General features: G+C 64.3%; 20 protein-coding genes. 13 read left to right on the forward strand and 7 right to left on the reverse strand.

Translation table 11 applies throughout. The features are described from left to right. Positions 1-5 precede the first annotated feature (5 nt). On the forward strand, positions 6-440 hold the full coding sequence (locus B2585_RS19575) for a hypothetical protein (RefSeq protein WP_292025620.1): 435 nt from the start codon (positions 6-8) through the stop codon (positions 438-440). Positions 441-484: 44 nt separating this feature from the next. Here B2585_RS19575 and B2585_RS19580 read toward each other — a convergent pair whose 3' ends face one another. From B2585_RS19580 to hisD, 4 genes are all read right to left on the reverse strand, one after another. Beyond that, on the reverse strand, positions 485-1,612 hold the full coding sequence (locus B2585_RS19580) for a DUF3089 domain-containing protein (protein WP_292025621.1): 1,128 nt from the start codon (positions 1,610-1,612) through the stop codon (positions 485-487). A 197-nt stretch (positions 1,613-1,809) separates the two neighbouring features. Then, on the reverse strand, positions 1,810-2,676 hold the full coding sequence (locus B2585_RS19585; protein WP_292025622.1) for a DMT family transporter: 867 nt from the start codon (positions 2,674-2,676) through the stop codon (positions 1,810-1,812). Positions 2,677-2,719: 43 nt separating this feature from the next. Further along, the gene (locus B2585_RS19590) at positions 2,720-3,484 is read right to left on the reverse strand and encodes an SDR family NAD(P)-dependent oxidoreductase (RefSeq protein WP_292025670.1); all 765 of its coding nucleotides are present in this window, start codon (positions 3,482-3,484) and stop codon (positions 2,720-2,722) included. After that, entirely contained in the window at positions 3,484-4,821 is a 1,338-nt protein-coding gene (gene hisD, locus B2585_RS19595) for a histidinol dehydrogenase (RefSeq protein WP_292025623.1), read from the reverse strand. Before hisD ends, B2585_RS19590 begins: the two co-directional genes overlap by 1 nt. A gap of 190 nt (positions 4,822-5,011) precedes the next feature. Here hisD and B2585_RS19600 point away from each other — a divergent pair, with 190 nt between their 5' ends. The 3 genes from B2585_RS19600 to B2585_RS19610 all read left to right on the forward strand — a co-directional run bounded on the left by B2585_RS19600 (position 5,012) and on the right by B2585_RS19610 (position 7,594). Next, positions 5,012-5,926 carry an NAD-dependent epimerase/dehydratase family protein gene (locus B2585_RS19600; RefSeq protein ID WP_292025624.1) on the forward strand — a complete coding sequence of 305 codons (915 nt, stop codon included), beginning with the start codon at positions 5,012-5,014 and terminating at the stop codon, positions 5,924-5,926. A 32-nt stretch (positions 5,927-5,958) separates the two neighbouring features. Further along, the gene (locus tag B2585_RS19605) at positions 5,959-6,924 is read left to right on the forward strand and encodes a fumarylacetoacetate hydrolase family protein (RefSeq protein WP_292025625.1); all 966 of its coding nucleotides are present in this window, start codon (positions 5,959-5,961) and stop codon (positions 6,922-6,924) included. 118 nt (positions 6,925-7,042) lie between these two features. Continuing rightward, positions 7,043-7,594: a TetR/AcrR family transcriptional regulator gene (locus tag B2585_RS19610; protein WP_292025626.1), complete on the forward strand. Its 552-nt coding sequence runs from the start codon at positions 7,043-7,045 to the stop codon at positions 7,592-7,594. A 47-nt stretch (positions 7,595-7,641) separates the two neighbouring features. Here the strand turns inward: B2585_RS19610 and B2585_RS19615 are convergent, their stop codons facing one another. The 3 genes from B2585_RS19615 to B2585_RS19625 all read right to left on the reverse strand — a co-directional run bounded on the left by B2585_RS19615 (position 7,642) and on the right by B2585_RS19625 (position 10,220). Then, positions 7,642-8,778: an FAD-dependent monooxygenase gene (locus tag B2585_RS19615; protein ID WP_292025627.1), complete on the reverse strand. Its 1,137-nt coding sequence runs from the start codon at positions 8,776-8,778 to the stop codon at positions 7,642-7,644. Positions 8,779-9,021: 243 nt separating this feature from the next. Continuing rightward, positions 9,022-9,795, reverse strand: a complete 774-nt coding sequence (locus B2585_RS19620; protein WP_292025628.1) for a cyclase family protein — start codon at positions 9,793-9,795, stop codon at positions 9,022-9,024. Between the two features lie 11 nt (positions 9,796-9,806). Next, positions 9,807-10,220 (reverse strand): Rieske (2Fe-2S) protein, encoded by a 414-nt coding sequence (locus B2585_RS19625; protein WP_292025671.1) that lies wholly within the window; start codon positions 10,218-10,220, stop codon positions 9,807-9,809. A 228-nt stretch (positions 10,221-10,448) separates the two neighbouring features. Between B2585_RS19625 and B2585_RS19630 the strand changes: the two genes are divergently transcribed. The 9 genes from B2585_RS19630 (at position 10,449) to B2585_RS19670 (ending at position 23,188) form a co-directional block, all read left to right on the forward strand. Further along, positions 10,449-11,609: an alpha/beta hydrolase family protein gene (locus B2585_RS19630; protein ID WP_292025629.1), complete on the forward strand. Its 1,161-nt coding sequence runs from the start codon at positions 10,449-10,451 to the stop codon at positions 11,607-11,609. Positions 11,610-11,756: 147 nt separating this feature from the next. Further along, positions 11,757-12,191: a response regulator gene (locus B2585_RS19635; protein ID WP_292025630.1), complete on the forward strand. Its 435-nt coding sequence runs from the start codon at positions 11,757-11,759 to the stop codon at positions 12,189-12,191. Continuing rightward, positions 12,188-14,395 (forward strand): hybrid sensor histidine kinase/response regulator, encoded by a 2,208-nt coding sequence (locus B2585_RS19640; protein WP_292025631.1) that lies wholly within the window; start codon positions 12,188-12,190, stop codon positions 14,393-14,395. The genes B2585_RS19635 and B2585_RS19640 overlap by 4 nt, the downstream gene beginning before the upstream one ends. Positions 14,396-14,500: 105 nt before the next feature. Beyond that, complete coding sequence (locus B2585_RS19645; RefSeq protein WP_292025632.1) at positions 14,501-15,454, forward strand: KpsF/GutQ family sugar-phosphate isomerase; 954 nt, start codon at positions 14,501-14,503, stop codon at positions 15,452-15,454. Next, positions 15,451-16,251 (forward strand): 3-deoxy-manno-octulosonate cytidylyltransferase, encoded by an 801-nt coding sequence (locus tag B2585_RS19650; protein WP_292025633.1) that lies wholly within the window; start codon positions 15,451-15,453, stop codon positions 16,249-16,251. The genes B2585_RS19645 and B2585_RS19650 overlap by 4 nt, the downstream gene beginning before the upstream one ends. Next, positions 16,248-17,078, forward strand: a complete 831-nt coding sequence (gene kdsA / locus B2585_RS19655; protein WP_292025634.1) for a 3-deoxy-8-phosphooctulonate synthase — start codon at positions 16,248-16,250, stop codon at positions 17,076-17,078. The genes B2585_RS19650 and kdsA overlap by 4 nt, the downstream gene beginning before the upstream one ends. Positions 17,079-17,121: 43 nt before the next feature. Further along, complete coding sequence (locus B2585_RS19660) at positions 17,122-18,342, forward strand: glycosyltransferase (protein ID WP_292025635.1); 1,221 nt, start codon at positions 17,122-17,124, stop codon at positions 18,340-18,342. Positions 18,343-18,345: 3 nt separating this feature from the next. Further along, a complete protein-coding gene (locus B2585_RS19665) occupies positions 18,346-22,122 on the forward strand; it encodes a glycosyltransferase (protein ID WP_292025636.1) in 3,777 nt (1,258 codons plus the stop codon). 4 nt (positions 22,123-22,126) lie between these two features. After that, positions 22,127-23,188, forward strand: coding sequence for a hypothetical protein (locus B2585_RS19670; protein WP_292025637.1), 1,062 nt, complete (start codon positions 22,127-22,129; stop codon positions 23,186-23,188). Positions 23,189-23,252 lie beyond the last annotated feature (64 nt).

Genomic DNA, 23,252 nt, shown 5'->3' on the forward strand with positions numbered 1-23,252 from the left:
ACTCAATGAAGCTCACATCCCTTTTCTCGCTCCTCGTAGCCTTGGCCGCGTCACCGTCCCTCGCTCAGGACTGTATCCCCTACACGTCCGACCCGTCCGAACTTCCCGGCACGTTCGTCGTGCGCTACACGGCCGATTGGTCGGATTTCGACCATTTCAATTCCAAGGGTGTACGTTTGCAGAGCGCTGCGGCCGTCCTTCAACAGGACCGCGCGAACGTGCATAAATTCGGGAAATCGACGGCCTTCGACAGCCGCGACGGATACTTCGTGAATTTGCAGCGTCGTCAGCTTTTGGGCTCTGCCGAGGTGACGGCGTTCTGCGGGCTGTCATCCAACGTGGTGCGGCGTGCCGTCGTGAACGGCACGGTCTCCGGAACCGTCATGTTCTACAGGGCATGGGACGGGCGCTACGTCGCAGCCGTCGATCTCGCAGGCTGACGCGTCGTTGCTTCGGGGCGACGGGTTGCCGACGCCCCGGCCTGTCAATCGGTCATGTGGGCGGCGGCCTGCTGCCGGACCAACTCGATCAGGTCGCCCTGCGTGGCGTACATCTCGATCAGGTGGAGGCCCCACTGCGGTGAGGGGTTGCCCATGACGGTCAGCTCTCCGCCGATGTCGTCTGCGCGCGGGTCTTCCGGTTCGGCATGGACCTTGAGCGACAGAAACTGCGCCCCGTCCCGGTCGATACACTCGGCGCTGAGGAGCCCGGGCGTGGAAACCCAACCGGTTCCGATCTCGCCATCGGCCAGCCAGGGGTCGCCCTGCCGCGCCGAGCCGCCGTATTCCACGGGGAAATACGGCATGAGTTCATCACGACCGAGGAGTGCTGCGGGGTCGGTGCAGCCAACCTGCATCCCCTCCCCTTCCGCGCGCCCGAACAATCCGCCTTCCGGCGGCGTCGCGCCCTCGAGAAACGTGACATAAGAAATCGCACACCCGGTGTCCTGCGCCGACTCGCACCGCGGCAAGGATGCGAGATCGCCGCCTGATGGTTCACCTGTCGGCCGTTCGACGTTGGTTCCGACGAGGATCGCGGACAGGAGTTGATCGGCCAGCGGCGTTCCGGCGACGGCGCGTGCGATAAGCGGTTCCAGCATGATCGAGCCCTGACTGTGGCCAATCAGGACGAAGGGGCGCCCGTCGTTGTCGTTTTCGATGTACTGCCGGAAAGCCGCGCCCACGTCGCCCATCGCCATCGCCCAATCCGTCCCGGCGTTGCTCCCCGACAGCTGCGCGCGCAGACCCGCGAGTGTCACCTGCCTGTAAAGCGGAGCATAAAGGCGGCAGACTTCGCCGAAACGGGCGAACTGGCGCTCGGCCACGGTGCGTTCCGCCGGGTCGGCCTGCATGTCGGAGTTGGGCGTCGAATCGGTCGAGACCGTGGGGTAGACGTAGAAGCAGTCGACGCCCGGGTCCTCTGCAGCGACGAAGTCCTCGCGCCGGGTGCTTCCATCCGCCTCGATCACTGTCGTATCGAGATTGGCAGCGCAGGGCCCCTCGACACCCGGCCTGCACAGCCAGTTGGCCGCGTCGCCATAGTCCGGCGTCTGAGCGAAAGCGGGCGACGACAGCCCAAGAGCCGCGATTGCGGCGAGTAAATTCCTGTTCATGTGTGTTCCTCCCTGTATGGACCCGACGCGGTTCGATAGCGCGAACAAATGGGTCACAGAGTCACGTTAATCGGGAGGGTTCCACCTGTCCAGTTTTCAGAATTATATTCCGCACTGCGAAACTAAGCATACTTCAGACAAGTCTTTCGACACCCGCATTAGCCGAGGACAGGACCGCACCGCTGCAAGGATGGGTGTCACCGGGTGACGATTAGCGCCGCACCGATCACTACCATGAGCGCGATGGCCAAGTGCTTGAGGCCCAGTTGCTCCCGCTTGAACAGGAGAGCGCCAAAGGCCAGCGTCCAGAGCGGCGTCGTTGCTGCGAGCGGCGAGACGAGCGTGACGGTCCCGCGCGACAGGGCCATGTTGAGACAGAGTATTCCCAGCGAAAACATCGCGCCGTTCAGCACGAACCAGATCCACCCGCCTCCGAGGGACACCCGGCCACGCACGGCACGCGGCAGAAGCAGTAAGCCGAGGGTGACCGTGGACATTGTCGTGCCGATCAGAAGTGCGAAGGCCGGACTCGGAAGATCGGAGAGCCCCAATTTGAGCCCCGGCTGGGCAATCCCGCGGACCACCGCCGCGCCGACGGGGACGAACAACGCCCAGACCGGAAATCCCCGCTTGATCCCACGCGGCGAATGCGTGGCCAGAACGAAGCCCGTCACCATGATGGCGATGCCGAGCGCGCCTTGCAGGCCGAGGGTTTCGCCAAGCAGCAGCACGCCGATGGTCACAGCGACCACCGGGGCGGCGGAGGAGAGTGAAGCTGTCAGCGACGCGCCGACGAGGTCCACGCTCGCGATCTGAAACCGCTGCCCCAGCGCCGGAAAGATCACGCCGACGGCAAGGAAGATCAGCGTCGCGGGATGGGTCCACCATGCAGACTGAACGAAGAACGGCGCTGCGCTCCACATGAGGAGCGCGCCGGTCCCGACCGAGACGAATGCGCCGGTGAGTGCATCTGTGCCGTCGAGGCCAAGCCGCTGAATGTGGGCGGAAATACCCCACATGGCGGCGGCGATCAGCGACAGGGCGATTGGAAAAGCGAGGTCCATGCCATCGCTTACCTCGCAGCTGCGATCAGGGCCAGACCCCGCGTCACTCGGCGGTCCAGCCACCGTCCACTGTAAGCGTCGAGCCGGTCATCAGCCCCGACGCGTCCGAGGCCAGGAATGTCACCGCGCCCATGAGGTCCGTCACTTGTCCGAGCCGTCCGAGCTTGATCTTGGACAGCACGGTTTCGAGAAACCCGGGATCGTCCAAGAAGGGCCGGGTGAGCGGAGTTTCGATGAAGGTCGGCGCGATGGTGTTCGAGCGGATGCCATGTGGCGCAAGATCGATCGCCAGACCCTTGTTCATTCCCTCGATGGCGAATTTCGAGGCTGAGTAAAGCGAGCGACCCGGTCCGGAGACCTGCCCCATCTGGCTCGACATATGAATCAGCGAGCCGGCGCGCCCCGCGGCGATGAGGCCCTCGGCCACCGCCTTGGCCACGAAATACGCGGCCTTCAGATTGAGGTCGAGCACGGCATCGTAGTCGCCCTCGCTGACCTCCCAGACCGGCTTGGGCCGATTGGTGCCCGCGTTGTTGACCAGCACGTCGAAGGGCCCGGATCGTGCGATTTCGCGCGTGGTGCCTGCGATATCGGAAACGTCCAGAGTGATCGCGTCGGCCTGACCGCCGGCCGCGACAACGGCCTCGGCAGCGGCCTCGATTTCGCCCGACGAGCGAGCCGCGAGCGTCACTGATGCCCCCGCCTCGGCGAGTGCCGCAGCGGCCGCAAGTCCGATGCCCCGCCCGGCGCCCGTGACGAGTGCCCGTTTCCCGTCGAGCCTCAGACTTGGTGTCCGTGGCAGGTCCATCATTCTGCTGCCTTGTCTGCGCCGACGACAGGGGCTGCACCTTCGGCGTAGGCGACGTTCTGCCCGCCGTAGCGGCGCACCCGTACGTTGGCCTGTTCGGCGTGTCCCTGGAACCCCTCCAACATGCACAGGCGCGAGCAATAGCGCCCGACCAGCGCCGAGGCCTCGTCCGTCAGCACCTTCTGGTAGGTGTGGGTCTTGAGGAACTTGCCGACCCAGAGGCCACCGGTGTAGCGCCCGGCCTTCTTCGTGGGGAGCGTATGGTTCGTCCCGATCGCCTTGTCGCCATAGGCCACGTTGGTGCGCGGGCCGAGAAAGAGTGCGCCGTAGTTGACCATGTGGTCGAGGTACCAATCGTCACGATCCGTCATCACCTGCACATGCTCCGAGGCGATGTCGTTGGCGACGGCCAGCATCTCGTCATGATCCTCGACGACGATCACCTGGCCGTAGGTCTCCCACGCCTTGCCCGCGTGCCCGGCGGTGGGCAGGATTTCGAGCAGCCGCGCGACCTCTGCCATCGTCTCGCGCGCGAGCTTTTCGGACGTGGTGAGCAGGATCGCAGGGCTGTCCGGCCCGTGCTCGGCCTGGCCCAGAAGGTCGGTGGCGCAAAGCTCGGCATCCACCGTCTCGTCCGCGATCACGAGCGTCTCGGTCGGACCGGCGAAGAGGTCGATCCCGACGCGCCCATAGAGCTGGCGTTTGGCTTCGGCGACGAAGGCGTTTCCCGGTCCCACGAGAATATCCACCGGGTCGATGGTCTCTGTCCCCAGCGCCATCGCGCCGACCGCCTGTATGCCGCCAAGCGCATAGATCTCGTCCGCCCCGGCCATGTGCTGTGCCGCGACGATGGCAGCGGCGGGCCGGCCCTTGTAAGGCGGCGCGCAGGTGATGACCCGTGGCACGCCCGCGACCTTGGCCGTCAGCACCGACATGTGAGCGGAGGCGAGCATGGGATACTTGCCGCCGGGAACATAGCAACCTGCGTTCTGGATCGGCACGTTCTTGTGACCCAGGATCACGCCCGGCATCGTCTCGACTTCGACGTCCAGAAGCGCGTCTTTCTGGATCTGCGCGAAGCCGCGCACCTGGTCCTGAGCGAACTCGATGTCATGAAGATCCTGGGCGCTCATCTCGTCCATGCAGGCGTTGATCTCGTCCGACGTCAGCCGGTAGTCGTCACGGTCCCACCCATCGAACTTCACACTGAGGTCACGGATCGCCGCGTTCCCCCGCGCTTCGATGTCGGCAAGCGTCGCCTCGACGATCCCCCGCACCTTGTCATCCGCCGCCTTCACGACACCCGGGTCAACGCCTTCCTTGAGATATCTGGCCATCGGACGTTTGCTCCCTTCGCTGCCGTCTCGGGCTTCGTTCAAACCGATAATCCGAGGAAAGTCTCATGGTTTTCATCAATACCTTGCGACAAAAAAACGGATATCCGAAACGTCTGCCTTTTCTTGTTCCTTCAAGGCATTGACCCTAGTGTTTGGTCGATCAACCAACCATGCCACGGAGTTCCGATCCATGAAAGTCACCGTCATCGGCGCAGGCGGATTCGTCGGGCAACGCGTGGCGGCGCAACTCGCGGCGGATCCGGATGTCACGGCATTGTCGCTCGTCGACCGGGCTGGCCTGACGGCACCCGAAGGGGCGCATGCGCAAATGTTCAATGGTGATTTCTCCGACCCTGACCTACGCGGCGCGGCGCTCGACGGGGCCGACGCGGTAATCATGCTGGCCGCCATACTGGGCGGCGCAGCAGAAGCCGATTATGGCCTTGCCCGCGCGGTGAACGTCGACGCGACACTCGACCTGTTCGAATACCTGCGGGATACCGCGCCGCTAACGCGCATGGTCTTCGCATCCACCATCGCGGTCTATGCCATGCCTCTCCCGGACCCGGTGACGGATGCGACGCCCTTTGCCCCCACGATGGTCTACGGCGCGCAGAAATTGATGATGGAAGTGGCGCTATCCAACTTCACCGCGAAAGGGTGGCTCGACGGGGTATCGTTGCGCCCCTCCGGTGTGATGGCGCGCGACGGGGCGGATGCGGGACTCAAGTCGGCTTTCATGTCGCGCTTGTTCTGGAGCGTCCGCCGCGGCGAGGACATCACTCTCCCGGTAGCTCAGGACAGCCGGAGCTGGCTTACCTCGGTCGACACCGTGGCGGCCAACTTCATCCACGCTGCCAAGTTGCCTGAGATCGGGGCGGAACGTGCCTTCACCCTTCCCGCCCTGTCGCTCACCTTCGGTGAGCTGGTCGCGGCGCTCCACGCCCGCTTTCCCGACAGCCCGTCGCGCGTCACCTTTGACCCCGACCCCGCGACCGTCGCGCTTTTTGGCCAGTTTCCCCGGCTGGAGACGGAGACCGCCGACCGGCTCGGCTTCAAGCGCGATGCCGATGCCCCGGCGCTCGTCGACGCAGCTTTTGCCTGACACCAGATAAGAACACTCAAAAGGAGGACAGCATGAAATTCACGACGTTGCCGGACGGCACGAAGGACGGACGGCTCTTTATCGTCAGCCGTGACATGACCCGCATCGAACCCGCCAAGGGCGCGCATACAATGCAGGAGCTCATGGAGCGCTGGGACGAGGTCGAGATCCAGCTCGAGATGGAATACGAAGCCGTGAACAACGGCCTTGGAGGCGGTTTCAACCCCGCCGCAGCGCTGGCTCCCCTGCCGCGCGCCTGGCAATGGCTCGACGGGTCGGCCTATGACAGTCACGGCGACCTGATGAGCAAGGTCTTCGGGATGGAAGATCAGAGCAAGCCGCCGTTTCCCTATATGTACCAAGGCGTGTCGTCGAAATTCTACGGACCGACCGAGGACGTGAAATTCGCGACCGAAGACGACTTCATCGACTTCGAGGGCGAGTTCGGGATCATCACCGACAAGGTGCCGCTGGGCACTTCCGCCGAGGCGGCTCGCACGCACATCCGCCTGATCGTGCAGATCAACGACTGGTCCCTGCGCCGGATCGCGCCGATTGAGATGAAAGCAGGCTTCGGCTGGGTCCTCGCAAAGCCGCCGTGTGCGGTGGCCCCGGTCGCCGTCACCCCAGACGAGTTGGGCGCGGCATGGCGCGATGCGCGCGTCGATCTGGCGCTGAACGTCTGGTGGAACGGCGAAAAGTTCGGGTCCGCCAATGGCTACGCCATGTCGGTGGGTTTCGATGAACTGGTGGCCCATGCCGCTTACTCCCGCGACCTTGTTGCCGGCACCGTCATCGGCTCCGGCACCGTCTCGAATGAAACCTACCGCGACGTCGGCTCTTCCTGCATCGCGGAGCGGCGCGGGATCGAGATGATCGACGAGGGCGAGGCCAAGACCGGATTCATGCGCTTCGGCGACCGGGTGAAGATGGAGGTTTTCGACGCCGACGGACAGTCGGTTTTCGGCGCGATCGACCAACAGGTCGTCCAGGCCTGACCGGACGCCCGGCATGCTCCACGGCACTGCCGGGCGCCACCCGCACACAGCCTTTTGCCGGACGTTTTCGGGGTCACACCGCTTGCCGGGCCGCGACAGGTCGGGCTACAGACTTCCGATGGAGCGGAAACGGATGAGAGCGGACGGGCAGCGCAATCGCGACGCGATCCTGAGAGCTGCGGCTGAGGTCTTTGCCCGCGACGGCTTCGACATCGCTCTCGACCGGATTGCTATGGAAGCACAGGTAGGTCGCGCCACGCTTTATCGCAATTTTCCGAACAGATCAGCGCTCGCCTTGGCGGTGTTCGACGAGAATGTTGTCCGTTTCGAACAACTGGCCGCCGACACGCCGGAAACGCCGAACGGCTTTCGGCGGCTATTCGATGCGCTGGCCGAAGACATCGCGAACCACGCGGCGCTGGGTCAGGCACTCGCCGTAGCCGATGTCGAGGATGACCTGACGGAGCTGCGCGAACGCGTCATTTCAACGCTCGACAAGTTCCGGCTGGTCGCGATTGCGACGCGTGAGTTGCGACCGGATGTGACGCGCCAGGACCTGGAGTTGCTGCTCGACACTCTGGGCCGCGGTCTTAGCTATGGAGACCGGGCTCAGCGGCAGGATCGGATCGCGCGTCTGGTCGCGCTTGTGTTCGCCGGCCTAGAACCCTGACACGGAGCGGCCGCAACGCAGCCGCCCGTTTTTCTGCGTCCCGCGCGTCAGTATGGCTGCGCGATTGCCGCGAGCGACTGACCCATGAGCGGACCAATCTGGTCCATGCCTGCCCCCGCCTGCTCCAGTTCCCCGAGCTTGAGGGAGTTGCCGACCACCAGTTTTCCGCGCGGCAGGCGGCGGGCCATGAAGGACTCCATCGCACCCTCGAAGGTCTCGGCCTTGTCCAGTTCATCGACCAGCACGATCGCATCTTCGACCGCCATTCCGGCGCCGGAAGCCAGATGCGGGGTAGTCGCGTGGGCCGCGTCGCCAATCAAAAGCACCCGCCCCACGTTCCACGGGCGGTCCAGCAGGATCGCCTCAAGCGGACGTGCGAGGATCGGCGTGTCTTCGTTCATTGCGTCCCGGATCTCGGCAAGTTCGCCGCCGAAGGGCGCAAGCAGGGCCTTGAGCTTCGGCAACAACTCGTCGGGTTCATAGAATGGCTTGTCTGTCACGTTTTCCAGCAGGAACATGTACATCCGGTCGTGGGCATATGGCGTGAACCCCACCTTGACTGGTCCCATGAACATCTTTGCCCGGGTCCAGTGCGGCGGCAACGGCATCTGCGCGCGCCAGCAGACCTGCCCCGTGTAGACCGGCGCAGGCGCGTCGGGCATGACCATCTCGCGCACCTTGGAGAACATGCCGTCCGCGCCGATGACGAGGTCATAGGTGCCTGTGGAGCCATCCGTGAAAGTCGCCGTGACGGCGAGGTCGTCCTGATCGAGCGCCGTAACTGTGGTGCCGGTGCGAACCTTCACGCCCAACTCCTCCATGCGGCGCGCCATCATGTCATGAAGCACGGGGCGCATCACGCCACCTTCGCCGGGCACGTCGGGAGAGTAGAGCCGCGGCGTATCATGTTCGGCCACCACGTTGCCGACGGGGTCGCACATCGTCAGCCCGTCATGAAGCTTGCCCTTTTCCATCAGCTCATCCGCAAAGCCAAGGTCGCACAGCGCGCGGCAGGTCAGCGAGGAAAGCGTCACGCCGGTCCCGGCCACGCCCCAGTTCTCCTCGATATCCACGAGGTCCACCGCGACACCACGCTCCGCCAGCCGTATCGCCGCTGCCGGGCCACCGATTCCGCCACCGACGATCAGCGCGGATTTCACATGTTTGGACAGGTTGTCGCCCATGAATGCCTCCCATTTCTCCTCACCGAGACACTACCCCCGGCACGCATATTGGTAAAACTGTTTGACTTGATGCGACATATTCACGCCGTCGATGCAATTCTGCCGGGCCGAAGTATGGATCTACTCTCGAGTCCGGGGCAGGCGCGCAGCGCCGTTCACCAGTTTTTCGACCAGCCGCAGGACGCTGATCGGACTTCCCAGCGTCGCGAGCGATCGCCGGCGTGCATCAGCAGTTCAAGCCCTTCAGTCGTCGAAGATCGCCACGCAGCGGGTCCAGCCCGCCGAACCGCGCTCTACCTTCACCGGAAAGGCCGCCACCGTGTAGCCGGTCGCAGGAAGCTCTTCGAGATTGTGAAGCTTCTCCATGTGGCAATAGACGGTCTCGGCGCCGGCCTTGTGACCCTCCCACAGAAGCGACTTGTTCCCGGTCTCGGCGATGGCCTGCTTCTGGTAGGACATCGGCGCATCCCAGCCCCAGGCGTCGATCCCGCAGACCTTCATGCCCCGTTCGGTCAGATACAGCGTCGCTTCGCGTCCCATGCCGATCCCGCGGGTGAGGTAATCGTCCTCACCGTAGCGCGCCCCGGCGGCGGTGTTGACGAGCACGATGTCGCCCGGCTGAAGCTCGTGTCCGATGCGCGCGAGTTCCGCTTCGACTTCTGCCGCCGTCACAACGTGGCCGTCCGGCATGTCGCGGAAATCGAGCTTCACGCCCGGTCCCATGCACCATTCCAGCGGCACCTCGTCGATCGTGATCGACCGTTCGCCGTTGTTCATGGTCGGGTGATAATGCCACGGCGCGTCCATATGGGTGCCGACATGGGTGGTGACGAGGCATTCCTCCGACGCGGGACCCGCCCCTTCCAACATGTCCGAGGCCTCCAACCCGGCCATCGGCGCGAACTCGGCGGCTCCGAAAGCGTGGTCACGATAAGTGATCTTGGGCAAAAGCGGCGGCGGGTCCGAGGCGATCCCGGCCTTCAGGGTAACGGAGAGGTCGACGATACGACGCGGCATGAAAAGCTCCTTCAGGTCTTTTGGCGGCCCGGACGTGGGCGCAGCCCAGGGGCGTAAGGGTGGGAGAGGAAGACTTCGCCCTCGCGTAGATCAAGCGCGACGGGAGTCAGGCTGTCACCAAGACAGGGGCCGAGGGTGCAGCGCCCGGTGTCGATCTCGAAAAGCGCGCCGTGGGCACCGCAGACAATGCGGCTACGGTCGGAATTAAGGAACTCGTCCTTCTTCCACGCCATACGGACGTTGTCGTAATGAGGGCAGCGGTTGCGGTATCCGTAAAGCCTGTCGCCCTGTCGCACGATAAACATCGTGTCGCGCCCTTCACCCAGTGGGTCGAACCCGCGCGACTGACCAACCGGCAGGTCGTCGAGCCGGCACAAGGGCCTGCCTACGCGGACGGCAGGACGGGCGTCCCCCTCAACGGGCATGGACACGGCAACGCTGCGATCAGATCCTACACTTGGTTTCGAACGGTCGGCCCGCACGGACACTCTCCTGTTGTTTTCGCCGGGAACCTAAGGACGCGGCGAGTATTGGAGAAATTGTTTCTTCTCATCCGGTCTATTGATGTGCTCGATACCTGCCCATTCCCCTTTCAATTTCACATTGCAAGGAAGCAGCCGTAGCGTCCGCACGAAATCTGAGGAGGAACGTGCATGGCACTTTTCGAGTATTTTCCGAACTATGTCTGGAACCTGTCCCTGTCGATCGCGATACAGTCCGGCGGCGAGATGGGTGAGATCATCGACATGTCCAAACCGCTTCTGGAAAAGGCCGAAGCCGGTGAGGATGCGGGCACGGCCGAATTTCTCAAGGAATGGCTGAAGAAGGCCGAAGACCTGATCACGCAGGCGTCCGATGACGAGGCCAAAGACCGGCTGTTTTCCGCGGGCGACAAGCTTCGGCGCGCCTGCCTTTACCTGCTCACTGCCGAGCGGATGCAGGGCCACGGTCATCCGGGCCGGGCCGAGACTTTTGCCAAAGCTCTGGAATGCTTCGACAAGTACGTGTCTTACCGCAAAGAGAACTGCGAGCGGGTGGAAATACCCTATGGAGACAAGGTGCTGCCTGCCTATTTCACCCGCGCCGAGGGGGTCGATGGCGAGGCGCCCTGCGTCGTCTTCCTGAACGGGCTCGATTCCAACAAGGAACTGCTCTACTGGACCTGGCTTCCGCAAGAACTGGCCCGCCGTGGCATCTCGACCCTGTGTGTCGACCAGCCCGGCACGGGCGAGTCGATCCGGCTTCAGGGACTGCACGCGACATATGACAGCGAACGCTGGGGGACGCCGGTTTACGAATATGCCGCAGCCCGCCCCGACGTGGACGCGGCGCGCGTTGGCTGCTCTGGCATCTCGCTTGGCGGGTACTATGTCCCGCGCATCGTCGCGAACGAGCCGCGCTATGCGTCTGGCGCCGTCTGGGGCGCGAACCACAACTGGGCGGAAGTGCAGGAAAAACGCATGCGGCGTGAGGGCGAGAACCCGGTACCGCATTACTGGCATCATGTCTGGTGGGTATTCGACGCCAAGGATCAGGACGATTTCATGGAGAAGGCCAAGGGGATGAACCTCAATGGCCAGATGGAGAAGATCAAGGTTCCCTTCCTCGTCACCCACGGCGAAAAGGACCGCCAGATCGGACTGGAATACGCCCGGCAGGCCTATGACCAGCTGACCAATTCGCCCAAGCGGGAGCTGAAAATCTTCACCGCATACGAAGGCGGTGTCGAACATGTCGGCGCGGACAACATGTCGTTCGGCCGTTCGCTCATCGCCGACTGGTTCGCGGAAACGCTGGGCGGGCACACGAAGTAAGCGAAAACAAACCCTTAACTGTCGAGGCGTCGCGGGCTCTGCGGCGCCTTTTTTTGTTGCAGGGCATCGGGTGGTCCGTGCAAAACGCGAATGGGGCGTGTCGCGAACCACGCCCACTCAAGCTCGCGATGAAAGGTGCGGAGGCGCATGGCGCATATCCTCATCATGGATGATGACCCCGATTTCGGGTTCTTGCTGGAGCACAGCCTGCGCAGGCAGGATCATCGTGTGGTGGTGGTCGCGCGCGGTTCGGCGGCTATCGACATCCTCGAAACGCAGGACGTCGACCTTCTTATTACCGACATCTATGTCCGCGACCTCGGTCAGCCGGTGGCGGACGGGGGAATCCTGCTTATCAATCGCATCCGGCGTCCTGGTCCCGACTCCCGGTTGCGCGCGCCCACCGACCTGCCGATCATCGCGATCTCGGGGGCGACCGGTTTCAGCGGGCAGGAACACATGCTCGATCTCGCCCGGCACATGGGCGCGGACGTCACGCTGTCCAAGCCGTTTCCGCCCGACACCCTGAACGCCGAAGTCGAGCGGCTGCTTGCGCCCGACACAGGGGGGGACCCGGCGTGACTCGCGCACGGGCGGACAGCGCGACCCCCTTATCCGGGCGGTCGTTCTGGTTCGCCGCACTCGCAGCGGTTGGGGGCGTGCTGGTGTTGGTCGCCGCAAGCGCGCTCTATTCTACCGTCCGCCAGTCCGAAGCGGAGTTCGAACTGGTCACCGAAGAGGTCCCTGCCACCATCGCAGCACTCGAACGGTCCATCGGTTACGGCGGGTTCATTCACAACTTCAAGAACCATGTGCTGCGCACCGACGAAGAGCGTTATGGCGTCGCAGCACGCGCGAACTACGACGAGGCCCGCGGTTACATCTCCGACCTCGAAGCCATGGCCGCACGGCAAGACATCCCGCTGGACACGGCCGATCTGCTCGCGACGCTCGACGCCTATGCGTCGAAACTCGACGACGTGGACCGTCTGTACGCCGCCGGCGCGACGATTGGCCAGATAGACGCGGCCGTTCGGTTGCCGGACGATGACGCCATAGCCGATCTCGCGGCCCTTCACCAAACGCTGAACACAGCTCTGAACAACGAGTTGGAGGCGAACCGATTGCGGATCACGGCTCTGGCCTCGGGCCTGATCGCTGCGTTCGTCATCGGCATAGCACTCGTGGCGGGGCTCATTCTGTCGGCCCAGCGCACCAAACTGCGGGACGCGATGCGCATCGCCTCGCTCGACGAACGGCTCAATGCGATCCTGCTGACAGCGCGCAACGGTATCCTCGGGCTTGGGCCGGACGGTTCGATCCGGGTCGCGAACCCGGGCGCGCGTGACCTGCTTGGTACAGATGCGTTCGGCGCCGACAGCGACTGGCCGGATCGCGTCCCGCTGAGGCGGACCGAAGACCTGACAGTCTATTCCCGCGATGCTCATCCCCTCTGGCGCGCGGTCGCCGGTGAGGCATTACGCGGCGAGGTCGCAATCATGGGCGACGGTGAAGAAGCGCGATACCTGCGTGTCACCAGCGCCCGTGTCGCACCCCGTACCACGGACGACGTGCAGACCGTCGTGACGCTGGACGACGTGACCGAGATCGAGCGTGGGCGCCAGCAATTCGAACGCGCCGCCCGGCTCGATGCGCTGGGGCAACTCACGGGCGGAATCGCGCATGACTTCAACAACCTGCTCGGCACGATCGAGTATGCCGTGGAACTGGCCCGGGACGAGACGCCCGGCGCCGACAACCGGTTTCTCGATACGGCCCGCAATGCGGTCCGGCGCGGCGCCGAGCTGACACAGCGGCTTCTCACATTCGCCCGGCGCCAACCCACACTTGTACAGCCTGTCCCGGTGGCCCGGGCACTCGAAAATCTGTCGGCTCTCGCCCGGCCTGTGGTGGACGCTTCGATCGAGGTCTCGATCACGCCACCGGCAGAAGGGCTCCACGTCCTGTGCGATGAGGCGCAGCTCGAGAATGCGCTCCTGAACCTCACACTCAACGGACGTGACGCGATCCGTGACAGCGGTCAGGGAAATCGGATCGAGATTAGGGCGCGCGTAATCGACGGTATGACACGCCGCCAACTTGGCGAAAACAGGCCTGACGCAGATCAGGACGTCATCACAGAATTCGTCGAAATTTCGGTCAGCGACAATGGCCCCGGTATGACGCCCGAAGTGCGCAGGCGTGCAACCGATCCTTTCTTCACAACCAAGCCACAGGGTGAAGGCACGGGGCTTGGCCTGTCGATGGTCTACGGCTTCGTCGAGCATGCGGGGGGACTTCTCAAGATTTACTCCGACGTCGGACGTGGCACGACGATCCGGATGTTCCTGCCCCGTGGTCGCCCTGATCAGCAGTCCGCGGCCGAACCGCCCCCACCGATCCTACCCACCGGCACGGGACAGCGGATTCTCCTCGTCGACGATCAGCCCGACCTGCTCGCCCTCACCCGCGATGTGCTGGCAGGGCTTGGCTACAGTGTCCTGACGGCATGCTCCGGGTCCGAGGCGCTCGACCACGTTTCGAGCGGCGAGTCCTGCGACCTGCTTCTGACCGATGTGGTGATGCCGGGCATGAGCGGATTTGAACTGGCGGTCGCGCTACGCGCGATTTCGCCGGACCTGCCGGTCATTTACATGTCTGGCTACACAGAGATTTCCGAGGCTCAGATGGGCCCGGTGGTGGCCCCGATCCTACAGAAACCCTGCCCACCCGCGGAACTCGCGGCGGTCCTGCGTGACGCCCTCGCCGGAACTCCTCAGTCCTGATGCCCGCCCGTGCCCGGCCAAGTTGACGCGCCGGGGGTATTGTGACACTTGTTTGCGCGCCCAAGCGCCTCCGTCGGGGTGGCGCTGAGAATGATTTTGGAACAGATGCCGACGACCGTGATCGACACCGCCCGCGACGTGCTTTTGTCCGAGGCTGCGGCGCTCACCTCGCTTTCCGAAAACCTGCCCTCCGACTTCGAAGCCGCCGTTTCGATGATCCTCGAGCGGACCGGCAAGGTGGTGGTGGGTGGCGTGGGCAAGTCCGGCCATATTGCGCGAAAGATGGCCGCGACGCTGTCTTCCACCGGCTCTCCCGCGTTCTTCATCCATCCGACTGAGGCCGCCCACGGCGACCTCGGGATGATCGAGGAGGCCGACACCGTTATCCTCATCTCGAACTCCGGCGAAACGAACGAATTGCTCGTGATGCTGGAATACTGCCAGCGTTTTTCGATCCCCGTGATCGGCATTTCCTCGGTCCCCGGCTCGACCCTGATGATGGCCTCCACCTTCCGGCTCCTGCTGCCCAAGGTGCCTGAGGCCTGCCCGATCCGGCTGGCGCCGATGACCTCGACGACCATGACGCTCGCGCTTGGCGATGCGCTGGCCGCAAGTCTCATGCAGAAGCGTGGGTTCAGCCCGACGGACTTCGGTGTCTTCCACCCCGGCGGAAAACTGGGCGTGCAACTGATGCGCGTGGGTCAGGTGATGCACGACGGCGACCGGATGCCGCTTCTTGCGCCCGAGACGCCGATGAAGGAAGCCGTTCTGACGATCTCCGAAAAGGGCTTCGGCACAGCAGGCGTCGTGGAAGGTGGCAAGCTCGTTGGGATCATCACCGACGGGGACGTGCGCCGGAACATCGACGGGCTGTTCGATCATACCGCGCAGGCGATCATGACGAAAACACCGATCACCACCAGCACGGAGGTCCCGGTGAGCCAGGCTCTCTCGCGGATCGAGGAACACTCGGTCTCGGCGCTGTTCGTGACGAACGAGGCGGGCGAGCCGATCGGCATCGTCCACCTTCACGACCTCCTGCGTCTCGGTGTCCAATGAAAACCGTCATCCTGATCCCCGCCCGCTATGCCTCGACCCGCTATCCCGGCAAACCGCTGGTCACGCTGCGCCAGCCTGACGGAAGCCACAAGTCGCTGATCCAGATGAGCTGGGAGGCGGCCTGTTCGGTGCCCGGCGTGGATGCGGTCTATGTCGCCACGGACGATGCGCGGATTGAGGATGCCGCCAAGCGGTTCGGGGCCGAGGTCATCATGACGTCCCGCGAGGCCGAGAACGGGACCGCGCGCTGCGCCGATGCGGTCACGCGGGCCAAACTGGATGCCGACCTGATCGTGAACCTGCAGGGCGACGCGCCGCTGACGCCGCCGTGGTTCGTCGAGGCGCTCATTGACGAGATGAAGCGCGACCCGGATGCGGTCATGGCCACGCCGATCATCCGCTGCGACCGCGAGACTTATGGCAATTTCGTCGAGGACCGCAAGAACGGCATGGTCGGCGGCACCACCGCCGTACAGGACGTGCATGGCAACGCGCTCTATTTCTCGAAGGAAGTGATCCCGTGGCTCGACCCGCAAAAGGTCGCGGACATGGACCCGATCCCCGTTTTCCACCATGTCGGTGTCTATGCGTATCGTCGCGACACTCTGCTGTCTTATGCGGCGTGGGGGGAATGCGAACTGGAACGGCTTGAAGGGTTGGAGCAGCTGCGTTTTCTCGCCAACGGCGCGCCGGTGCGCTGCGTCGAAGTGGACGGGCGCGGCCGGGTGTTCTGGGAGCTCAACAACCCGCACGACACAGCCCGCATCGAACAGGCACTGGAGGCCATCGCCCAATGACCAAGACCGTCGATATCCTCGACCTGAGCGTGGGCGGTGAGAACCCCGTCGCGTTCATCCTCGGCCCCTGCCAGCTCGAAAGCCTCGACCATGCGCGGATGATGGCTGAAAAGATCGCGGCGGCCTGCGAGACGGCGGGTGCGAAATTCATCTTCAAGTCGAGCTACGACAAGGCCAACCGGTCGTCGATTTCGACCACGCGGGGTCTTGGCATGGACGAGGGTTTGTCGATCCTGTCCAAGATCCGTGACGAGTTCGGCGTGCCGGTCCTGACCGACGTGCATGACGCGCATCAGTGCGGCCCCGTGGGCGAAGCGGTCGATGTGCTCCAGATCCCCGCATTTTTGTGCCGCCAGACCGACCTCCTGCTCGCCGCCGGCGAGACGGGGCGCGCGGTTAACGTCAAGAAGGGTCAGTTTCTTGCGCCGTGGGACATGGGCAACGTGGCCGACAAGATTGCCTCGACCGGCAACGACAAGGTCATGCTGTGCGACCGGGGCACGTCTTTCGGCTACAACACGCTGGTCACGGATTTCCGGGGCCTGCCGATCATGGCGCAGACCGGATACCCGGTCGTATTCGATGCCACGCACTCCGTGCAGCAGCCGGGCGGACAGGGCACCACATCGGGCGGGCAGCGCGAATTCGCGCCGATCCTTGCGCGGGCGGCCTGTGCGGTCGGTGTCTCGGCGGTGTTCCTCGAAACCCACGAAGACCCGGACAACGCGCCGTCCGACGGGCCGAACATGATCCCGGTGGACGAACTTGCGGGTGTTCTCACGTCCCTCGTGCGCTATGACGCGTTGACGCGTGAGCTGTTTCGGTAGACGACTGAGACGCCGCGCTGCGGCGACCTAGGGGAAGGGCTCGATGGCGACAACCGGAACGCAAGACACGGGGCGACTGCGGATCGGTTTCTTCGTCCCCTGGATCACCAAGGGGCGCGGCGGCACCGAGAACGTCGGCCACATGATGGCCAACGCGATGCGCGTGCGCGGGCACCATGTCGTGATTTTCACTTTCGATGACAAGAAGGGCCCTTCACTCTGGCCCCTCGAAGACGGGATCGAGGTCGTTCATCTGAGCGAGAAAGATGATGCGCCGGCGGACGACCAGATGGCGCTGGAAGTTGCCGCTCGCAACCTCGACCTTCTCGTGGGTCTGCACATGAACCGCGCCTTCACGCGCTACCTTCGCTGCGCATACAAGACCGGCCTGCCCATCGTGCTGTCCGAGCACATCGACCCGCGCTTCCCCAACTGGCTGGGCGTGTTTCCCGAGGACGAGCGTCAGATCACCTTTTCCGGAGCCACGCGCATCCACATCCTCGTCGACGCCTTCCGCGAGACGTTCCAACCCGATATCCGCGACCGCGTGCGCGTCGTGCCAAACACGATCCGCGAACCCGAGGCGCTGGCGGATCTTGCTGCCACTAAAAAGACCCGCAACGTCGTCACCGTCTCGCGCCTCGTCCCGCGCAAGAACGTGGACCGGCTGCTGGAGGCCTTTGCGCCGCTGGCCCGGCAGTTTCCCGACTGGAACCTGCGCATCGTGGGCGACGGCAAGTCCAAAGGGCCGCTCAAGAAACTCGCGCGCAAGCTGGGCATCGCGCGGCAGGTGGTGTTCGTGGGCGAACTCAGCGACCCCTACCCCGAATATCGCAAGGCGGATGTTTTTGTGACCCCGGCGCTCTTCGAGGGGTTCGGGCTGACGCTGTGCGAGGCGAACGCGCATGGCGTGCCGGGCATCGGCTATGCCGTCTGCAATGGCGTGAACGAACAGATCATCCCCGGTGAAAACGGGTTCCTCTCGTCCGGCGGTCAGGACATGGGGTCGCTGGGCGAAGACATGCGCAAGCTCATGTCCGACGATGCCCTCAGGCAGCGGATGGGCGCGCGGGCGCGCGAGTTGTTTCTTGAACGCTATGCGAACACCGTCGTGCATGACGGTTGGGAGGAGCTCTTTCTCGAAGCAGCCGCCGAGCCGGTTCACCGCCGCCCCCCGACCGAAGCCGAGGTGCGGGCGGTCCGGCTTTGGGAATCCATGCACGGCCCGCTACAGATCACGGCCCCAACCGCAGGAAAATTCTGAGCGATGTCGGAGAACCAGTCTGCCTTCCAGCGTTTCTGCGAGTTGCTCGACACGCGGCAGATCGACCACGACCCGGAGCGAGACATCCGCGACTACGTGCTCGCCCTGCGCGAACGCCCAGTCGGCTGCGGCTACGTCCGCGCCAATATCGACACCAAGTTCGGCGCGAACCTGAAAACGCTCTTTCCGCACATCAAGGCGGTCGATGACGAGGGGGTCGATGACGCCGAGCATTTCCTTCTGACCGGCACGATCTTTCGCGATCCGGAGTTCACGCATACCGGAGGCGTGCGCTTCCTGAACAAGGTGCCGGTCGGGGCCGACCTGCTGTTTTTCGAACCTGCCTTCGTCGCCACCTCGCACAGCTGGGCGCATGCGTTTCGCGAGGGCGATCCCGAGATGGCCTGCCTGGGCTATGTCTATGATGACATGGCCTACTATTTCATGGCCGACTATCCCAACCGTCTGATCCAGCGGCTCAACAGCGAGCTGGAGTTCACCCAGGAAGAGCAAACTCGCGCGCGCGGACTGATCGACCGGATGGTGGCGCGCCGCATCTCAAAATACAACGCGCAGCCGATGGAGGCACCGACCCTGCCCGGCGGCTACGCCCGCCGCGTTCTGGTCTGCGATCAGGCCTTTGCCGATGCCTCGACCGTCTACGGCAAGGTCGACGAAGCGGCGTTCGAGGAGATGCTGTTCACCGCGATCCGCGAGAACCCGGATGCGCAGATCATCGTCAAGACACACCCGGATTCGAGTTGGGAGAAGAGCAAGCGGATGGGCTATTACACCCATCTGGAGAGCACCGAACGCGTCGTGATCCTCACCGATCCGGTGAACCCCTACACGGTCTTCGACATGGTCGACACGGTCTATGTCGGCACGAGCCAGATGGGGCTGGAGGCGCTGTTCGCCGGCAAGAAGGTGGTGACATTCGGCGTGCCGTTCTACGCGGGCTGGGGCCTGACGGACGACCGGCAGGCGATCCCCCACCGCCACCGGACCCGCACGCTCGAGGACATCTTTCACGCCTTCTACATCTGGTACACGATCTACCACGTCCCCGGCTGCGCAGTGCCCTCGCGGGTCGAGGATGCGCTCGACTTCATCGAGGCGCACCGCCCCTATTCCCTGCCCGAAGCGGTGGCCGAGGCGCCGGCGGAGCCCAAGGTGTCGATCATCATTCCGGTGCACGGGGTCGAGAATTACATTGAGGAATGCATCCGGTCGGTCCAGCGCCAGACCCTGCGCGAGATCGAGATCATCCCGGTGAACGACGTCTCCCCCGACGGCTCGCAGGCGATCATCGACCGGCTGGCTAAAGAGGACGCGCGCATCCGGCCCATGATGCTCGACAAGAACGTGGGCCAGGGCTTTGCGCGCAACAAGGCGCTCGGCGTGGCGCGCGGCGACTACGTTTGGTTCATAGACGCGGACGACTACATGCCGAACCCGGCCTTCCTCGCCAAGGCCGTGGAGATGGCCGAGCGGACCGGGTCGGACATGGTACGCGGGCGCAAGATCTGGCGGCATGTGGAGACCGAGGGGGTCGAGGGGCATACCCTCTCGCCCGACGTGGCCGAGCAGTATTTCCCCGATACGCTGGAGCGCTTGGCGGTGCGCGACATGCCTCTGCTGATGGAGAGCTGGCATTTCTGGCTCTGGCTTTACCGGCGCGACTTCGTCGAGCGCATCGGGCTGCGCTTTGAGCTGACACAGATGGAAGAGCGGCCCTTCGTCATTCAGGCGCTTCTGGCCGCTGACACGGTGTCGCTCCTCGCGGAAGAGGCGACGCGCTACCGCGTGCGCCACGGCTCCACCATGAAACGTAAGCGGACCGAGCGCGACAACGAACGGTTCCTCCAGAACTTCTCGCTCGTCTTCGAACAGTTCAAGCAGGCGGGCGCGGCCGAACGTGACAGCCCGCTTCGGCCGCATTTCAACATCGTGCTGTCGCAGTTCGTCCACCTCATCTTCCTCGGCGCGACCTATTCGCTGGCACGCGAACGCGACGGCGAGGTGTTCCGGACGCTGTGGGACAGTGTGCGCAGCGCTTTCGACAACTGCCATCTGCGCGGCGCGGATTTCGACGGGACGCGGGCGGGTCAGAGCCTGCGCCATCAGCGCGCGGGTGCCTACCAGCTCATCATCGAAGCGGTGCGCGCGGATCGGCGTGACCTCGTGGACCGGGCCGTGGACCTCGCCCCGATCCCGCAGGACGAGCTTATGGCGCTTTACCTCACCCCGCCCGCGACCGAACGCGAGGCCGGGCTGGTGGACGCGGTCAATGCCTATGCCCGCAACGACCTCGTGCGGACCGCCAAGAAAGGGTTTGCCGCGCCCGGGCAGAAGCCACGCATCATTGTCCATATCGGCGCGACCAAGACCGGCTCGACCTATATCCAGCACCTGATGGAAACGAACCGCCCGGCGCTTCTGCGCGAAGGTGTCTGGTATCCCGAGGTCGGCCTGTTTTGGCAGACGGTGCGCCCGCACAAGCAGGCGGGGCATTCCGAGTTCACGCCCGCCGCCATGCAGAACGCCGCCGGGTTGAAGGCACATATCGAGCGGGGGGTGGCGCTGGCCGGGGGCAAGATCCACACCATCGTCCTGTCGAGCGAGGCATTCTTCCTGCAACGCAACGCGGTGAAGATCGCGCATTATTTCTCGGACTACCCGGTGGAGATGGTCTGTTACCTGCGCCGTCAGGACGAATGGGCCAACGCACAATATGCCGAGTTCGTCGCGGGCGGGGCCGTGGGCCGGGTGGACGTGTCGTTCGAGGCATGGCTCGCCGACGAAGTGACGCGCGAGCGGCTCGACTACCGCAATCCGCTCGATGCCTGGGCGGAGGCCATCGGGCCGGACAACGTGACTGCGCGGCTGTTTGGCAAGGAGGGTTTCGAGGGTGGCGATCTGCTCACCGATTTCGCGCATGTGACCAACTTGCCCATGTTGCGCGAGTTGCCGGAGCCCGACGGGCTGCAGGCCAATTCCGCGCGGCTCTCGACGGCGCATGTGGAGCTCATACGCATGTACAACACGCGCGAGTTCAAGAACCGCGACGCCTATTTCACCTTTATCGAGACGGTGACGACGGGACTTCAGGCTTGGCGCGAGGAACGCGGCCTGCCGATGACGAAACCGTGGTATCTGACCCCGGACCTGTCGGAGCGGATCGTGGCAGAGACGGCAGAGAGCAACGCGGAAATCGCTAAGCGCTACTTCGGACGTGAGGACGGAACGCTCTTTCCCGCCACGCCCGCACAGGGCCCCGAGGAAGAAGTGTCGCTCCACCCCGAGGAGCTTGCGCTCGTCGAACGCGCCTTCCTCGACACCAACGGGCTGACGGACGACAGGCCGATCTACGCGGGCGTCTCGAAGCCGGTGAACGTGCGGGCGGGCCAGCCGAGGATCGTGAACTACGGGCACTTCGGGTGGCGCCTCTGGCTCCTCGCCCCGATCGTGGACCGGCTCTATGTTTCCAAGGCCATGCCCGACCAGTCGCCGGAATTTCTGCGTGAGCCCGCGGAATATGTGCGCCGCCACTGGTCGCATCATCGCCCGCTTCAGGTCGGGCTCATGTATCCGAATGCCGACGCCTTGGGTGCCTTCAAGGTTTGGGTGCCGGTTCTGTCCTGGGGCCTGCGGGTGACCGGGAACCACGCGATGGTCGCCGACCTCAAGCGCGACCCGATCCTGTTCGTGCGCCGCAGCCCGTCGAAGATTGGCCAGCTCCTCGGCCGCCTCCTGTTCCCGCGCGGCGAGATGCGGTGAGGCGATGAGCGACGCCGATGTCATCCTCGAAGTGCCGTCGGAGTGGTTCGACAACCCGCTGGACCGCGACCGGCATCAACGGCTTTACGCCTCGCTCCTCGTCGCGCTGGCGGAACTGTCCGTGACGGTGCGCCCGATCCGCCTGCCCTATGCCGCCGACGGGGCCGAACGGCTGCATGCCCACGGCCAGCTTGTCATCAGCTTTCACTCGCATGGTGACGATGGCAATTTGCTTCGGTTCAAGGAAAGCTACGTTCCGCCCTATTACACCGCCGATCCGATGGGATACTCGGGCTTCTCGAAGCTCGCGAACGAGCCGGAGCGTTTTCGCCACGAGATCGAGCGTGTCCCGCTGAAGACCGCCGAGCATTTCGTGGCAGAGTTGCGCCAGACCTTGGTGCGCCGGAACGCGTCGAAATATGCCCAGCCGAAGCCAGAGGCGGACCTGCCCGGAGGCCCCTATCTGTTCGTGCCCCTCCAGACGATCGAGGACCCGGTCGCGGGCTTTGCGCATATAGACCAGATCGATGCGCTCGCCATAACCGCGGCCAAGGCCAGGGCGCGGGGCTGGTCGGTCGTGGCCAAGCGTCATCCGCTCTGCACCGCGCGCCGTATCGAAGCGGGGCTGAAGGAGTTGTCGCGCGACTACGGCAACCTGCATCTCTCCACCGGCTCGATCCATCCGCTGATCGCGGGGGCCGAAGCGGTGGTCGGCTGCAACTCCGGCGTTCTGTTCGAGGCGCTGGTGCATGGCAAGCCCGTGGTCGCCTATGGCCGGTCGGATTTCCGCATCGCGACATGGGAGGCGACGACGCCCGGCGAACTCGCCCACGCGCTCGACGGGCTGGACGCCGTGGGGCCCGCCTTCCGGGCCCGCTTCGTGGCGTGGTATCTTACCACCTATTGCGTCCATGCGGGCGAGGTGCCCGCCATCCGGGGCCGGATCGCCGAGGCGCTGGCGGCGCTGGACATCCGGGGCAATGGGTTCAACGCCGCGCAACTCGATCTCTACGACCACTACGCCGCTATCGAACGCGCCCGCCGCAACGAGATCCTGAACTCCTGACGAAACCTCTGCGCTGACGCCACGAAAATGGCGGCGCTGGCTGCCCGGTTTTCCGCACGCGGTC

The sequence above is a fragment of the Maritimibacter sp. UBA3975 genome (assembly GCF_002384975.1).
Lineage (GTDB): Bacteria > Pseudomonadota > Alphaproteobacteria > Rhodobacterales > Rhodobacteraceae > Maritimibacter.

What these genes read in the sequence shown, in the direction of transcription:
- B2585_RS19625 (WP_292025671.1), bottom strand. Translation starts at nt 10,220, where the DNA reads ATGCCCGTTGAGGGGGACGCCCGTCCTGCCGTCCGCGTAGGCAGGCCC.
- B2585_RS19670 (WP_292025637.1), top strand. Translation starts at nt 22,127, where the DNA reads ATGAGCGACGCCGATGTCATCCTCGAAGTGCCGTCGGAGTGGTTCGAC.
- hisD (WP_292025623.1), bottom strand. Translation starts at nt 4,821, where the DNA reads ATGGCCAGATATCTCAAGGAAGGCGTTGACCCGGGTGTCGTGAAGGCG.
- B2585_RS19590 (WP_292025670.1), bottom strand. Translation starts at nt 3,484, where the DNA reads ATGGACCTGCCACGGACACCAAGTCTGAGGCTCGACGGGAAACGGGCA.
- B2585_RS19615 (WP_292025627.1), bottom strand. Translation starts at nt 8,778, where the DNA reads ATGGGCGACAACCTGTCCAAACATGTGAAATCCGCGCTGATCGTCGGT.
- B2585_RS19635 (WP_292025630.1), top strand. Translation starts at nt 11,757, where the DNA reads ATGGCGCATATCCTCATCATGGATGATGACCCCGATTTCGGGTTCTTG.
- B2585_RS19660 (WP_292025635.1), top strand. Translation starts at nt 17,122, where the DNA reads ATGGCGACAACCGGAACGCAAGACACGGGGCGACTGCGGATCGGTTTC.
- B2585_RS19580 (WP_292025621.1), bottom strand. Translation starts at nt 1,612, where the DNA reads ATGAACAGGAATTTACTCGCCGCAATCGCGGCTCTTGGGCTGTCGTCG.
- B2585_RS19600 (WP_292025624.1), top strand. Translation starts at nt 5,012, where the DNA reads ATGAAAGTCACCGTCATCGGCGCAGGCGGATTCGTCGGGCAACGCGTG.
- B2585_RS19650 (WP_292025633.1), top strand. Translation starts at nt 15,451, where the DNA reads ATGAAAACCGTCATCCTGATCCCCGCCCGCTATGCCTCGACCCGCTAT.
- B2585_RS19605 (WP_292025625.1), top strand. Translation starts at nt 5,959, where the DNA reads ATGAAATTCACGACGTTGCCGGACGGCACGAAGGACGGACGGCTCTTT.
- B2585_RS19585 (WP_292025622.1), bottom strand. Translation starts at nt 2,676, where the DNA reads ATGGACCTCGCTTTTCCAATCGCCCTGTCGCTGATCGCCGCCGCCATG.
- B2585_RS19665 (WP_292025636.1), top strand. Translation starts at nt 18,346, where the DNA reads ATGTCGGAGAACCAGTCTGCCTTCCAGCGTTTCTGCGAGTTGCTCGAC.
- B2585_RS19610 (WP_292025626.1), top strand. Translation starts at nt 7,043, where the DNA reads ATGGAGCGGAAACGGATGAGAGCGGACGGGCAGCGCAATCGCGACGCG.
- B2585_RS19575 (WP_292025620.1), top strand. Translation starts at nt 6, where the DNA reads ATGAAGCTCACATCCCTTTTCTCGCTCCTCGTAGCCTTGGCCGCGTCA.
- B2585_RS19645 (WP_292025632.1), top strand. Translation starts at nt 14,501, where the DNA reads ATGCCGACGACCGTGATCGACACCGCCCGCGACGTGCTTTTGTCCGAG.
- kdsA (WP_292025634.1), top strand. Translation starts at nt 16,248, where the DNA reads ATGACCAAGACCGTCGATATCCTCGACCTGAGCGTGGGCGGTGAGAAC.
- B2585_RS19630 (WP_292025629.1), top strand. Translation starts at nt 10,449, where the DNA reads ATGGCACTTTTCGAGTATTTTCCGAACTATGTCTGGAACCTGTCCCTG.
- B2585_RS19620 (WP_292025628.1), bottom strand. Translation starts at nt 9,795, where the DNA reads ATGCCGCGTCGTATCGTCGACCTCTCCGTTACCCTGAAGGCCGGGATC.